Annotated in this window: 14 protein-coding genes and 2 tRNA genes; 8 read left to right on the top strand and 8 right to left on the bottom strand. The window is 29.6% G+C overall.

What is annotated here, in order from left to right; genetic code table 11:
- The coding region (locus ACP5FO_RS01800; protein ID WP_428156931.1) for an energy transducer TonB at positions 1 to 761 on the top strand (761 nt) is incomplete at its 5' end.
- On the opposite strand, the gene ACP5FO_RS01795 is transcribed toward ACP5FO_RS01800, so the two are convergent.
- The 4 genes from ACP5FO_RS01795 to ACP5FO_RS01780 form a co-directional block, all read right to left on the bottom strand.
- On the bottom strand, positions 721 to 1308 hold the full coding sequence (locus tag ACP5FO_RS01795) for a ribonuclease HI family protein (protein WP_428107509.1): 588 nt from the start codon (positions 1306 to 1308) through the stop codon (positions 721 to 723). The two genes, ACP5FO_RS01800 and ACP5FO_RS01795, sit on opposite strands and share 41 nt — an antisense overlap.
- Positions 1305 to 2009, bottom strand: a complete 705-nt coding sequence (locus tag ACP5FO_RS01790; protein WP_428107504.1) for a zinc ribbon domain-containing protein — start codon at positions 2007 to 2009, stop codon at positions 1305 to 1307. The genes ACP5FO_RS01795 and ACP5FO_RS01790 overlap by 4 nt, the downstream gene beginning before the upstream one ends.
- 9 nt (positions 2010 to 2018) lie before the next feature.
- On the bottom strand, positions 2019 to 2780 hold the full coding sequence (locus ACP5FO_RS01785) for a Nif3-like dinuclear metal center hexameric protein (protein ID WP_428107537.1): 762 nt from the start codon (positions 2778 to 2780) through the stop codon (positions 2019 to 2021).
- A 10-nt stretch (positions 2781 to 2790) separates the two neighbouring features.
- Positions 2791 to 2866: transfer RNA gene (locus ACP5FO_RS01780), tRNA-Ile, on the bottom strand.
- A 179-nt stretch (positions 2867 to 3045) separates the two neighbouring features.
- Between ACP5FO_RS01780 and ACP5FO_RS01775 the strand changes: the two genes are divergently transcribed.
- Both ACP5FO_RS01775 and ACP5FO_RS01770 read left to right on the top strand, forming a co-directional pair.
- Positions 3046 to 3831 (top strand): enoyl-CoA hydratase-related protein, encoded by a 786-nt coding sequence (locus ACP5FO_RS01775; protein ID WP_428107500.1) that lies wholly within the window; start codon positions 3046 to 3048, stop codon positions 3829 to 3831.
- Between the two features lies 1 nt (position 3832).
- Positions 3833 to 4546, top strand: coding sequence for an enoyl-CoA hydratase/isomerase family protein (locus ACP5FO_RS01770; RefSeq protein WP_428107497.1), 714 nt, complete (start codon positions 3833 to 3835; stop codon positions 4544 to 4546).
- 1 nt (position 4547) lies between these two features.
- On the opposite strand, the gene ACP5FO_RS01765 is transcribed toward ACP5FO_RS01770, so the two are convergent.
- Positions 4548 to 4623 (bottom strand) — tRNA-Gly (locus ACP5FO_RS01765).
- 86 nt (positions 4624 to 4709) lie between these two features.
- Here ACP5FO_RS01765 and ACP5FO_RS01760 point away from each other — a divergent pair.
- The 5 genes from ACP5FO_RS01760 to ACP5FO_RS01740 are packed head-to-tail and all read left to right on the top strand — an operon-like array spanning position 4710 to position 10086.
- Entirely contained in the window at positions 4710 to 6251 is a 1542-nt protein-coding gene (locus ACP5FO_RS01760) for a DUF445 family protein (RefSeq protein WP_428156930.1), read from the top strand.
- Positions 6252 to 6260: 9 nt separating this feature from the next.
- Positions 6261 to 7325 carry a redox-regulated ATPase YchF gene (gene ychF, locus ACP5FO_RS01755; protein ID WP_428107488.1) on the top strand — a complete coding sequence of 355 codons (1065 nt, stop codon included), beginning with the start codon at positions 6261 to 6263 and terminating at the stop codon, positions 7323 to 7325.
- Positions 7322 to 8269, top strand: a complete 948-nt coding sequence (locus ACP5FO_RS01750) for a bifunctional riboflavin kinase/FAD synthetase (RefSeq protein WP_428156929.1) — start codon at positions 7322 to 7324, stop codon at positions 8267 to 8269. The genes ychF and ACP5FO_RS01750 overlap by 4 nt, the downstream gene beginning before the upstream one ends.
- Before the next feature lie 9 nt (positions 8270 to 8278).
- Positions 8279 to 9721: a menaquinone biosynthesis decarboxylase gene (locus ACP5FO_RS01745; RefSeq protein WP_428156928.1), complete on the top strand. Its 1443-nt coding sequence runs from the start codon at positions 8279 to 8281 to the stop codon at positions 9719 to 9721.
- Between the two features lie 11 nt (positions 9722 to 9732).
- On the top strand, positions 9733 to 10086 hold the full coding sequence (locus tag ACP5FO_RS01740) for a carboxymuconolactone decarboxylase family protein (RefSeq protein ID WP_428107478.1): 354 nt from the start codon (positions 9733 to 9735) through the stop codon (positions 10084 to 10086).
- On the opposite strand, the gene radA is transcribed toward ACP5FO_RS01740, so the two are convergent.
- Genes radA through speE form a run of 3 tightly spaced genes read right to left on the bottom strand, consistent with a single transcriptional unit; the run spans position 10067 to position 13515 of the window.
- Positions 10067 to 11347 carry a DNA repair protein RadA gene (radA, locus tag ACP5FO_RS01735; protein WP_428156927.1) on the bottom strand — a complete coding sequence of 427 codons (1281 nt, stop codon included), beginning with the start codon at positions 11345 to 11347 and terminating at the stop codon, positions 10067 to 10069. The genes ACP5FO_RS01740 and radA overlap by 20 nt on opposite strands.
- On the bottom strand, positions 11344 to 12645 hold the full coding sequence (locus ACP5FO_RS01730; RefSeq protein WP_428156926.1) for a UDP-glucose dehydrogenase family protein: 1302 nt from the start codon (positions 12643 to 12645) through the stop codon (positions 11344 to 11346). Before ACP5FO_RS01730 ends, radA begins: the two co-directional genes overlap by 4 nt.
- A 27-nt stretch (positions 12646 to 12672) precedes the next feature.
- Positions 12673 to 13515 carry a polyamine aminopropyltransferase gene (speE, locus tag ACP5FO_RS01725; RefSeq protein WP_428107468.1) on the bottom strand — a complete coding sequence of 281 codons (843 nt, stop codon included), beginning with the start codon at positions 13513 to 13515 and terminating at the stop codon, positions 12673 to 12675.

Below are 13515 nucleotides of genomic sequence, written 5' to 3'. Positions count from 1 at the left end.
AAGAACAAAATACACAAGAAAAACAGCCTCATATAGTAGCTTCAAATATTAACAGAAAAGCCAGCTCAAAAATATACTCAAAAACAGAAAAAATACCTTTAAAAAGCCTGCCTCAAACTAAAATGCAAGGCGCACCTCAAAAAAAGCAAACACAAGAACAAAAAGTTCCTAAAACAACCGAAATTCAACATAAAAAAATTGTTGAAAATAACTTAGTCAATAATAAATTAAAATCCACAAACATTGAAAAATCAAAAGCTACAAGTAATATGCAAAACAAGCAAAATATACACCCTGCTGCTCCATATCAAATTTCTGGGAATTTATTTTCACAATCAAATAAAAACACACCAAACATTAACCCAACACAAAATTATCAAGGCACAAACAATGTAAAAGAATACAAAAGTCCAAACACTAACAAACAAACAACTGTTGAAATTGGAACAGAATCAATAAAGTATGTTTCTTATATGAAATTACTTAAAGACAAAATTCAAAATGTATGGGTCTACCCAGAGCAAGCTCGTCTAAAAAATCAACAAGGCACATTGCTTGTAAAATTTGGGATTAACAAAAACGGTTCTCTCGCATACGCCGATGTTATTCGCTCAAGCGGCTACCCAGCCTTAGATGAAGCAGCTATAAAAGCTATAAAAGAGGCTTCTCCCTTTAACCCACTACCAGAGAGGTTTGGTGTTGATAGGTTAAATATTTATGCTACGTTTTCTTATGAGCTTGTTTATCATTACGTACAATAGCAGACTTTGCTAATTTATCTGCTTGAGAATTTAAATTTCTTGTTATATGATTAATTTCAAAATATTCGAATTCTTTAATCAAAGATAAAGCTTCATTGTTAAGTTTTTTAAGGTGCTCTTGTTTAATATTATAAAGACCTTTTATTTGTTTAACCACAAGTTCAGAGTCTGAAAAAATTTTGATAGATCTTATATTGTAATCCAAACCAACATGTAAAGCTTTAATAAGAGCAATGTACTCTGCTTCATTGTTCGTTTTTTCACCAATGTATTCTGATACAGTGTCAATAATTTGATTATCTAACATAAATACTGCACCAATTCCAGCAGGCCCAGGATTATTACTAGAAGCACCATCAATAAATACAACAAGAGTTTTTTTTGACTCTATTAATTGATTTTTTTTGGTAAATTTATTACTCAATTCGATACTATCACAAATTTGCTTTATTTCAGCAAAAAACTCATCAATTGAAATGTCAAAATGTCTAGCGGTTTCTTCTGCAGATTTATATTCGCAGAATTTTCTCAGTAATTCTAATTTCATTCTTTTTTATACAATATTCTACCACAGTTTGGACAATAAATAATTTCTTCTGTTTCTTCAACCAATACGGATACTTGTGGTGGCAATTTTATAAAACATCCATAACAAGTCTCGTTTTCAACTTTTACAACGGCACTACCTTTTGCCCAAAGCGATATCTTGTTGTATTTAACTAAAAGATTTGGGTTTATATCGTTTAGCATGGTTTCTTTTTCTTTGTTAATTTGGTCAATTTGCTTATCTATATCATTTTTTAAGACAGTAATTTGAGCGTCAAAAGCCTCTAATTTTTGTTTTGTTTCGTCTATTTGTTGCTGGATTTCATTATTTTTTTTTGTTTTTTCATCCACAACCACTTGAATTTCTAAAATTTTGTCCTCAAGAATACTCTTGTTGGTTTTTGCTATTGTAATTTCACTATTTAGAGCTTCTGATTGTTTTTGGTTTTGAACAGCATTGCTTTTTTCATCAAGCTTATCTAATAAAACCTCCTTTTCCTCCAAAAGATTTTTTTTGAAGTTTAAATCTTCAAGAATTTCGTTAAATTCTTCTTGCGCTTGCTCCATATTCAGTGTGTGAGCGGTTAATAGTTCTTCTAGGTTTTCTCTCTCTTGGAGCTTTTTTGCAAATTCAGATTCAAGTTGATAGATTTGTTTATCGAATTCTTGAATTTTTAAAAGCAACTCTATATCAGTATTCACTAACACCTCCTATATATATAACCATGGTATATAATCATTATTGCTTTTTATCAATTTAACACCTAACTTCCATAAATGCTCAAATAAAATATCCCTTGAATCAATTTCTGTATAAAAATGTGTAGCATCAATTACATTTATGCTATTTTCCTGAGCAAAAATTGCACTATGATGTTTAAGATCACCAGTAATAAAAACATCAATATCAAAATTTTTTAGCTTATAAATATAATCTGCGCAACTGCCAGAACAAATAGCTACTTTTTTAATTTGCCTATTATGAGCTAAGACATATTTTAATATTGGTATATTAAATGTTTTTTTAACATACAAAATAAAATCATTAAAACTTTGTTCTGTCTCAATCTCGCCAATAAAAACTGGCTTTAATTGATCAACCATATGAAAATTTTTTAAAGACAACTTTTGGCAAAGGTAATAATTTAACCCAGATGGTGCTACGTCTAAGCTTGTATGGGCAGCATAAATACTAATTTCATTTTTTGTAGCCATATAAAGTACATTTTCAGGGTAAAATTTATAATCAAAGTTTTTTAGCGCTTGCAAAAAAAGAGGATGATGCGATATAATCAAATTACAATCATTTTCTATTGCTTCTATAACTGTTTCAAACCTTATATCCAAAGCAAGTAAAATTCCTTTCAGTGGATGTTCATTAAATAGAATTTGAAAACCTGAATTGTCCCAACTTTCTTGGAGAGATAGAGGAAAATAACTTTCTAACGCTTCAACCGCTTCAAAAATAAACATCAATAATTTTTGGTGGGCCCACTAGGACTCGAACCTAGGACCAACCGGTTATGAGCCGGTGGCTCTACCAACTGAGCTATGGGCCCTCAAACTTAAGTTATTATATTTAGTAATCATTTTTTGTCAAGAAGTTTTATGCTCTCAGAATTAACAAGAATCACAGGATTAAATCACTAGACAATTAAACAAAACTTTCTTTACGTAAATGTTATACTAAATTTGACAAAATTAATCATTTATTGTAATAATAAATATGGAGGTAAATATGAATTTTAACTTTTTTGAAGTACAACGTTTAGGTGATATTGAGCTTATTTCGTTTCTTAATGAAAAACACGCAAGTGCTCAAACATGGGAGTTTTTTACTGAACTTGTTGATTTGGTAAATGAAATAGAAAATGATGACAATATATTGGTAGCAATATTCACAGGCAAAGGCAATCATTTTAGTGCTGGTTTGGATTTTAATGATTTTTTGAATCGTTTCGGAAACTTAATTGGTAATAATAGCGAAAATTTATATGAAATAATAAAAATGATGCAAAAAGGCATGAATTTAATGTTTGATGGCAATAAAATTTATATAGCTGCAATTAATGGCTATTGCATAGGTGGAGGACTTGACTTCATAAGTGCTTGCGATTTTCGGTTTTGTTCCAGTGACGCAGTTTTTTGTTTGAAAGAAACGCAACTAGGCATAATAGCAGACCTTGGATCATTGCAAAGACTACCTTACATAATAGGATTTAGCAATACAAAACAACTTGCATTTACAAGCGACAATTTTGATTCTAAGATGGCTTTAAAAATAGGGCTTGTGAGTGAGGTATTTGAAAATAAAGAAAAAATGATTAGTGAAGTAATAAAATTTTCACAAAATATAGCAAAAAATCCAAAAAATGCTATTTTTGGTTCAAAAAAGTATATTAACAATCTCTTAAAAAGCACAATTTTTACCCAATTGGATGACATTGCTAGATTTAACGCAAATAATTTAAACCTTAAAAAAATAAAAAATAATTTACCTAATATATTTAAAAAGGAGAGTTAAAATGGAAAGATTTTTAATAAAACAAAAAGAAAAAATAGCCTATATAATTATGAATAATAAAGAAAATAAACATGATATTGTATTTGCGAATGAATTTTTAGAAGCACTAAATTATTGTATATCTGATAAAACAATAAATTCAATAATTATAACTTCAAGTGATGAGAAAAACTTTTCTCAAGGAATAGATGTTGACTGGGTACATAAAAATTTGAAAGAAAAAAACTATGACATAGTAAAAAAATTTTTATACAAAATTAATGAAATGTTTGAAAAAATAATATTTTCTTGCGTACCAATTATCGCTCAAATTAATGGTCACGCCTTTGGCAATGGCGCATTGCTTGCATGCTCTTGTGATTTTAGATTTTCAAGAAAAGATAAAGGATTTTTTTGTTTTCCAGAAGTTGATATTGGCATACCCTTTTTGCCTTCAATGATAGAATATTCCAAAAAAGCAATAAATTATCAATTCTACCAGCAAATCGTATTTACAGGTAAACGCTGCATTGCCGATGAACTTGAAAAGGAAGGTGTAATATTAAAAGCAGCAGCAAATCTTGAAGAGTTAGAACTCACAACATTTGAGTTTGCTAAAACACTAAACAAAAACAGATCAATTTACCAAAAACTTAAAAACAGAATTTTTGCAAACATAAAAGAAGCCTTTGAAAAAGACAAACAATACATTGAAAACTTGGATATATTTGTTTAAATGGAGCGGATGACGGGACTCGAACCCGCGACTTCAAGCTTGGGAAGCTTGCGCTCTACCAACTGAGTTACATCCGCACTCCACATATTTAATGGTATATAAATTAAAAGCTATTTGTCAAGTGGTTTGATTTTAATGTATGAGTATTGTATAATTATTTGCCATGGATAAAAAGAAAATTGCTACTTTTTTTCTTTTAAGTTCAATTTTTATATTCATATTATCTCATTTTTTAAATAACCAATATATATTGGTTTATATAATACAAAAAGTTTCAGAAGCTGCCGTTGTCGGAGGTTTTGCTGATTGGTTTGCTGTAACAGCACTTTTTAAGCATCCTCTTGGTTTAAAGATCCCGCATACAAATATTCTAGAAAATAACCGCCAAAAATTAATAGATTCTATATCAAAAACTGTTAGCGACGATTGGTTATCAAAAAAACATCTCAGTTCTCAGATAAATATTATAGATGCAGTCTCTATTATTATTAATATTTCAAAAAAACCTCGCTATATTCAATCTTTAAAAAAGACTACAAAAAGTTATATTCGAAAATTTTTTGCTTATACTAAAACACAAAATTTCTTAATTATGCTTCAAAAATATATAGACAATTTCGTTTTTAAATTAAATCTATACGAAATACTAAAAAACTCCACTAAAAATTTTTTGGACAGTAATTTTTTTGAAAATTTATATAAAGCTTTATCAATCGAAATAAAATCCTTTTTATCCAATTTAAATCCAGAAAAAACATCACAATTTATTATTTATCACATCGAGGCAGACATAAAAAAAAGTCTTACGGCCTCTTTAAAAAATGCTTTAGATAACAATTTTGATCAAATAATAGATAACACGTTTGTATATTTAATTTGGCTGATAGATAGTAATGAAAATTTAATTTCTAAACATATTGAAGATTTTATTGAAAATTACAAAAATAAAACGCTTTCAAAAGACATAGTCATTACTTTACTTGAAGGTTTTAATATTATAGATAAGCAAGCGCTCTCGCAAGAGGTTATAAAGGAATTAAAAAAGACACTATTTGAAATAAAAGAAGATAAAACTCATAAAGTGCGTCTTAATATAAAAAATTTTATAATTTCCCAGATTGACCTCTATGATAATAAAATAAAAGACTTTGTTTTAGACACTATAGAAAAAATTGTGTACGAAAATACTGTAAAGTTAAAATATTATTTTATTGAACAATTAGACAAACCAGATACTTTAGAGTTTTTTAAGAATTGGCTAGAAAAAGAACTAAATAGCAAGGTAATGCTTGAATTTTATAATAAATATGAATTTGAAATAAAAATGTACTTATCGAACACTATACAAAACACTATAAAGAAGCTTATATTGGAAGGAAAAAATTATTCTTTTAATAAATATACGTTTGAAAAAATTTTTGATAGCATAATACATAATTACTTGATTAACCAACTAATACTACACAAATCCAGTTTTAACGATTTTCTAAAGCAAAAACTAAATTACATAATGCGCCAAAATCATCATTTAATTGGAGAAACTGTTAAAAAATATTTAAGTAACTTAAAACAAGAACAATTGATATCTCAAATAGAATCTAAAGTGGGTAATGATTTACAGTACATTAGAATAAATGGGTCAATTGTTGGTTCTATTGTTGGATTTATTATAGCAATAGCAGATTTACTTTTAAAAAAGATTTAGGAGTGATAGATGGCTTTAGAATGCGGTATTGTTGGACTGCCAAATGTTGGAAAATCAACTACATTTAATGCACTTTCAAAGGCAAATGCCAAAAGCTCTAATTTCCCATTTTGCACCATAGAACCAAATGTTGGCATAGCTATAGTTAAAGATAAACGTATTGAAATATTGGCAAATTTGGTTAAACCTGCAAATATTGTTTATCCTACAGTTAAATTTGTGGATATTGCTGGGCTTGTTAAAGGAGCAAGCAAAGGCGAAGGTCTTGGTAATCAGTTTTTATCTCACATAAGAGATGTAAATATAATAGTACACTTAGTAAGATGTTTTGAAAACGAAGATATAATACATGTAGAGGGTTCTATTGATCCAAAAAGAGATATTGAAATAATAAACACAGAACTTATTTTATCAGATTTGCAAATTATAGAAAACAGGCTATCAAAAGCAAAAAAAGCAAACAAACAAGAAGCTTTTATTTTGGAAGAAATAAAAACTAAATTGGAAAAGGGTGAAAAATTGATTAATTTAAAAACAGAAGAAGAAGATATTGCCAAAGAATTAAAGCTTATTAGCGCTAAAAAAGTTATTTATGTGGCAAATGTTGATGAAAAAAGCATAAATGGCAATAAATATACAGAAATTGTTGAAAAAATAGCAAGCCAAGAAAAAGCACCATTTATGATTATCTCAAGCAAAATAGAAGAAGATCTAGCACAAATGGAAGATGAGGAAAAAAAAGAATACCTAGAAATGCTGGGATTAAAAGAATCAGGTCTTGAAAAATTATCAAAGCTTAGCTATACATTACTTGATTTGATAACTTTTTTTACTGCCGGGCCAAAAGAAGTTAGAGGCTGGCCAATAAAAAAAGGCACGACAGCAAAAAAAGCTGCAGGAGAAATTCATTCTGATATTGAGCGTGGCTTTATCAGAGCAGAAGTTACAAGTTTTGACGATTATATAAAAAGTGGCGGTGAAAAACAGGCTAAAGAAATGGGACTTGTAAGGCTTGAAGGCAAAGATTATATAATCCAAGATGGTGATATAGTTTACTTCAGGTTTAATGTATGAAGCCAGTTGTAATTAGAAACCTAAATGACTTTCCAAAGCTGAGCTATACAATAGTAGCGCTTGGTAATTTTGATGGTATACATTTAGGTCACCAACAACTTTTAAAAAAAATTGAAGAAATAAAGCAAAAAACAAATGGAAAAACCGTTGTATTTACATTTTATCCACACCCACTAAAGATTATAAAACAGTATAATAATGCTTTCATTATGCAATCTTTTAGAGAAAAATACGAAATCCTGTGTAAATTTGATGTCGATTATATTTTTTGTGCACGTTTTACAAAAGAATTTGCCATGCTTCATCCACAAGCTTTTGTTAAGAAATACCTTTGTGATGGTTTGAAAGCTAAAGAAGTATGCGTAGGCTACAACTATACATTTGGAAAACTTGCTTTGGGAAACACACTTTCTTTAAAGGAATATTCTCAAGAATATGGTTTTAAACTGCATATAATTCCTGCTTATAAAATTGACAATATTACTGTAAGTAGTTCAAAAATCCGAAAATTTCTCCAAAATGGCCAAATCGAACTTGCAAACCAATTTTTAGGCAGACTATACAGCATAAATGGAATTGTCAAGAAAGGTAAACAAAGGGGGAAATCGCTTGGATTTCCAACTGCAAATATCTATTTTAATCGTCCACTTTTATTAAAAGAAGGTGTTTACGCAGGTTTTGCTAAAATAGATGATGCTTATTATAAAGCAGCCATAAATATAGGCTCAAATCCAACATTTTCTGATGAAATCGTTCATCTTGAAGCCTATTTAATTGATTTTGATGGTGATTTATACAATAAACGAATCAATATATACTTTGTAAAATATATAAGACAGGAAATAAAGTTTGATTCAAAAGAAAAACTTTTAGAACAAATAAAAAGCGATGTAGAAATTATAAATTCAAGTTGCAATAAAGACACGCTTGCTTGTGTTTTTTAGGAGGTTAAAATGATTTTTAAAGACTTACAAGACTATATAAATGCTCTTGAGAAAAAAAAAGAGCTATTGAGAGTTAAAATAGAAACAGACCCAATATACGAGATGGCTGAAATCGCAGATAGGCTTGTTAAACAAAATGGCAAAGCAGTTTTATTTGAAAAACCAAAAGGTTCAAAAATACCTGTTGCAATGAATCTTTTTGGAACAATAGATAGAACACAATTTGCTTTAGGTGTTGAAAGCTTGGATGAATTGTCTCTAAGAGTAAAAGAACTTATAAATATAGAAATTCCAACAAATTTTTGGGATAAATTAAGAAATGTAATGAAATTCAAAGAACTTTCACATTATCTGCCAAAAATTGTTAAAAATGCACCTTGCCAGCAAGTTATTGAGGATGATGTAGATTTATTTAAATATCCGATCCTCAAAACATGGCCTCAAGATGGGGGAAGGTTTATTACACTTCCACTTGTTTTTACCAAAAACCCCATTACAAAAAAACAAAATTGTGGCATGTATAGAATGCAAGTATTTGACAAAAATACGACAGGTATGCACTGGCATATACACAAAGATGGTGCTTACCATTTCAGCTACTACAAAAAAAATAAAATAAAAATGCCAGTTTGTGTATGCATAGGTGCAGATCCTATAACAATATATTCTGCTACTGCGCCTCTTCCAGAAGATATAGATGAAATGCTTTTTGCATCTTTTTTAAGAAAAGAAGGTATTGAGCTTGTAAAATCTTCACTTTGGGATGATATTTATGTACCTGCAAATGCAGAAATTGTTTTAGAAGGCTATGTTGACCCAGATGAGTTAATGCTTGAAGGTCCTTTTGGAGACCATACTGGATATTATTCTTTGGCTGATTACTATCCGGTTTTTCACATACAACGTATAACAAGAAAAAAAAATCCTATTTATCCTGCAACAATTGTAGGAAAACCACCCATGGAAGATGCATACCTAGGAAAGGCCACTGAACGCTTATTTCTACCAATCATACAAAAAATCTTGCCAGAAATTGTTGATATTAATTTACCAATTGAAGGAATATTTCATAATTTTGCCTTTGTTTCAATAAAAAAACAATTCCCAGCCCATGCTTTCAAGGTTATAAATGCACTTTGGGGTTTGGGTATGATGAGTTTAACTAAAATTATTGTTGTATTTGATGAAAATGTAGATGTGCAAAATATATCAGAGGTTATATGGAGGCTTGGTAACAACATTGATCCACAAAGGGACATAATTTTCACAAAAGGACCTATTGATGTACTTGATCATGCATCAAATATAGCTCAAATGGGATCTAAAATGGGAATAGATGCAACAAAAAAATTAAAATCAGAAGGTTTTCTAAGAGATTGGCCAGACGATATAGAAATGCCAAAAGAAATAAAAGATCTCGTTGATAAAAAGTGGAGCAAATATTTTAAATAAAAGAGGTATCTATGAGACCTGACATGATAAAAAATGCACACGATTTAATAGCTGATATGGAAAAAAATTTTAAAGAAATCGACTTTCAATCAAAAGATACAGGCGAATCATTTAAAAACTTTTTAGATAAAGTATTTAAAGACAACCACCTTGACACAAAAACAAAGGCTTTAATAGCCATAGCGCTATCTGTCCTAAAGCAGTGCAAATGGTGTATAACATACAGTGTTAATTTAGCTTTAGAAAATGGCGCAACAAAAGAACAGATACATGAAGCTGGGTGGGTTGCGGTTTCCTTTGGCGGATTCAGTGCTTATACCTATATGCAAATATTAGCTAAAAGTCTCAATGACCTTGCAAAATAGCTTTTAAAAGCGACTCAACATTTGGTGTATTTTCGTGTAAAAATAACTTTATATTTGAGCTGTTGAGTTTTTTGTGCAATACATCCGGCAATTTGATTTTTCTAATATTTCCCAAAAGATCAATTTCACCCAAAAATACATAGTTTTTTTGTATGATTATCTTTTTTAAAGATGATATAATACTTGCAGCTACAGCCATATCTACAAGTGTATTATTAATTTTAAAACCACCTATAACATTTAAATAAACATCATATTCTAAACTGGAAATCCCAAGGCGCTTTTCTATTACCGCCAAAAGCATATTTAAACGGTTTAAATCAAAACCCACGCTTGTCCTTCTTGGCATACCAAAAGGACTTCTTACACAAAGAGCTTGAATTTCAACAAACATTAAGTAAGAACCTTCTAAAATTGCACCAATTGCTTTGCCTTCAGATTCTGTTGCATCTTCTATGTATGTTAAAAATTCATCTTCAATTATTTTTAAACCGTTTTGAGTCATTTGAAAAATAACAACATGCTCTGTGCTTGCAAAACGATTTTTTGTAGCTCTAAGCAACCTGTGATTAAACTTTTCATCACTTTCCAAATAAAATACAGCGTCAACTAAATGTTCAAGTGCCTTTGGACCGGCAATTATACCTTCTTTTGTTATATGACTTACTATAATTAGTGTTTTATTGTATTCTTTAGCTGTTTCAATAAGCTTTTGTGCACACAATCTAACCTGATTTATGCTGCCTACATATGAATCAACATCATTTGAGTAAATCGTATGAATGGAATCAATTATAAATATATCAAAATCCTGATTTAAAGCAAAAACAATTTCGTCCAAATCGTTTGATTCTAAAACCTGTATCTTACTATTTAATCTATTTGCTTTCAAACTTAACTGATTTGCTGATTCTTCTGCACTAATATACAATACTTTGTGATTATTTTCTAATAGATATTTGGATAATTGTAGCAATAGCGTAGATTTTCCAATTCCAGGAGAACCTGCCACCAAATAAACACCGCCAGATACAAAACCACCACCTAAAAAATCATCTATCTGCTTATAATTGGTTTTGTAAGTAATAGTTTCCTGTAAATTTATCTCGTCTAACCTGACAATATTTAAACTAGGATTTTTATGCTTATTTTGTATTTCTTGTTTTAGCGTGTTCCATTCGCCACAATTTGGGCATTTACCTGCCCATTTGGTAGTTTTAAATCCACAATTTGAACATACATAGTAATTTTTTTCTTTCATCTACCGATACTAAAACAAATTTTTGTGTATTTTTTTAGGATATTTTTTTCCCAGATGTTTCTTCCGTCAATAACGATTTTATCTCTAAAACGTTTAAACTCAATGTTTTTAAACTCATCCCATTCAGTTACAAGAATTAATATGTCACTTTTATCCAATGCCTCATATTTATCTTTTGTAATAATTAAATTTTTATTGGCAATAGGCAAACTCTTTACTATTGGATCATATGCAAACACAATTGAATTATTTTTTAACAACTCATTTATAATAGTAAGTGAGGCAGCTTCTCTAATATCATCTGTATCAGGCTTAAATGCAAGTCCCCATAAAGCAACTTTGGCACCATTTAAATCAATATTTAGTTGTTTTAATATTTCAATAGGTTTGTTTTTTTGATTTTCGTTTACTTTTATCACAGCATCTAAGATAGATGAGTCAACATTGTATTTTCTAGATGTATGTATTAAAGCTTTTACATCTTTTGGAAAACAGGAACCACCAAAACCTAAACCTGCTTTCAAAAAATATGGACCTATGCGTTTATCTAAACCCATACCTTTTGAAACTATTTCTATATCTGCGCCAATTTTTTCACTTAGGTTCGCCATTTCATTTATAAATGAAATTTTTGTAGCCAAAAATGCATTAGATGCATACTTTATCATTTCAGCTGTTGGAAGATTTGTTATTATCATTGGAGGATTTAGTGTTGAATACAAAGAAGCAGTTTTAAGGGCTATATCCTTATTATCTGAGCCTATTACTATCCTATCGGGATTCATAAAATCTTCTACCGCTTTGCCTTCCCTTAAAAATTCAGGGTTAGAAACTACGCAAAAATGTTTATCTGGCTCTTTTATTCCTTTTTTTAGTAATTCACTTTCTAGTAATTTTGTGGCCCACCTACCTGTGCCAACTGGTACTGTAGATTTATTTACAATTATCTTAAAATCGTTTTCGTTTATATAAGATGCTATGGTTTTTAGTGCATCTTCAATAAAACTTAAGTCTGCAGAGCCGTCTGGTAAAGAAGGCGTTCCCACTGCAATGAAAATAAAATCAGAATTTTTAATGGCATAATCATAGTTTGTTGTAAACTCTATGTTATCCGATTCTTGAGCTAATGTAACAATTTTATCAAGCTGAGGTTCATAAATTGGTATCTCGCCTTTTTTTAATTTTTCAATTTTTTCTTTATTTATATCAAGACAAATAACTTTATGACCAAGATAAGCAAAACAACTGCCTGTAACTAAACCCACATATCCCGTACCCAAAATAGATATTTTTTCCATAAAAATCACCTTCTATATATAAAAAATTTATTTTATTAATTTTAAAACAAACTGCGGCAGAGCAAAACAAGCTTTATGAATTTGATTATTGTAGTATTTATATGAATTTGCATTTTTTTCATACAATTCTTCATTAAAATAATCGTGTAGATTAATGTTTTTGTAACCTATAGAAAATAACCACATACCAGAAGGATATGTTGGAATAAATGCACAATAATTTAATGTGTCTACGCCAAAAGCCTTTTGCATGTTTTTTCTAGATTTCAAAAACCAATCAGGATTATAATATGGGTTTTCTGCTTGAGCCACTACAATACCATCTTCGTGAAGTATATTATACACATTACTATAAAACTCACCACTAAAAAGGCCTTCTGCTGCTCCAAATGGATCTGTAGAATCAATAATTACTAAATCAAATTTTTCCTTTGTATTTTTTACAAATTCTATACCATCGCCAAGAATTACTTCAACACGTTTGTCATTATATCCACAAGCAGTAAAATCTAAAAATTTCTTTGAATTCTCAACAACAACTTCATCTATTTCAACTTCAGTTATTTTTTCAAAATTATATTTTGTTAACTCTCTAGCAGTTCCACCATCACCACCACCTATAATCAATGCTTTTCTTGTATTTTTTAATGACATGATAGCAGGCGCTGTAATCATTTCATGATAAACAAATTCGTCTTTTTGCGTTAGCATAACAAGTCCATCAAGTAACATTACTTTACCGTAACTATAAGTATCAATAATATCAAGTCTTTGATAGGAACTTTCTTTTGTAACCAAAATTTCTTTTATCTTAAAAGTTAAACCTGCATTGTCTTTATACTTTTCTGTAAACCACATTTCTGGATCCAT

Origin of the sequence: Desulfurella sp., assembly GCF_049977265.1 — a bacterium.
Lineage (GTDB): Bacteria > Campylobacterota_A > Desulfurellia > Desulfurellales > Desulfurellaceae > Desulfurella.
The sequence above is the reverse complement of the archived record's forward strand: the minus strand, read 5'-3'. Positions and strand labels throughout refer to the sequence as shown.

Bases quoted from the DNA above. Each gene is read 5' to 3' on its own strand.
- ACP5FO_RS01760 (WP_428156930.1), top strand. From the start codon at position 4,710: ATGGATAAAAAGAAAATTGCTACTTTTTTTCTTTTAAGTTCAATTTTT.
- radA (WP_428156927.1), bottom strand. From the start codon at position 11,347: ATGAAAGAAAAAAATTACTATGTATGTTCAAATTGTGGATTTAAAACT.
- ACP5FO_RS01730 (WP_428156926.1), bottom strand. From the start codon at position 12,645: ATGGAAAAAATATCTATTTTGGGTACGGGATATGTGGGTTTAGTTACA.
- ACP5FO_RS01745 (WP_428156928.1), top strand. From the start codon at position 8,279: ATGATTTTTAAAGACTTACAAGACTATATAAATGCTCTTGAGAAAAAA.
- ACP5FO_RS01770 (WP_428107497.1), top strand. From the start codon at position 3,833: ATGGAAAGATTTTTAATAAAACAAAAAGAAAAAATAGCCTATATAATT.
- ychF (WP_428107488.1), top strand. From the start codon at position 6,261: ATGGCTTTAGAATGCGGTATTGTTGGACTGCCAAATGTTGGAAAATCA.
- ACP5FO_RS01740 (WP_428107478.1), top strand. From the start codon at position 9,733: ATGAGACCTGACATGATAAAAAATGCACACGATTTAATAGCTGATATG.
- ACP5FO_RS01775 (WP_428107500.1), top strand. From the start codon at position 3,046: ATGAATTTTAACTTTTTTGAAGTACAACGTTTAGGTGATATTGAGCTT.
- ACP5FO_RS01795 (WP_428107509.1), bottom strand. From the start codon at position 1,308: ATGAAATTAGAATTACTGAGAAAATTCTGCGAATATAAATCTGCAGAA.
- ACP5FO_RS01750 (WP_428156929.1), top strand. From the start codon at position 7,322: ATGAAGCCAGTTGTAATTAGAAACCTAAATGACTTTCCAAAGCTGAGC.
- speE (WP_428107468.1), bottom strand. From the start codon at position 13,515: ATGGATCCAGAAATGTGGTTTACAGAAAAGTATAAAGACAATGCAGGT.
- ACP5FO_RS01785 (WP_428107537.1), bottom strand. From the start codon at position 2,780: ATGTTTATTTTTGAAGCGGTTGAAGCGTTAGAAAGTTATTTTCCTCTA.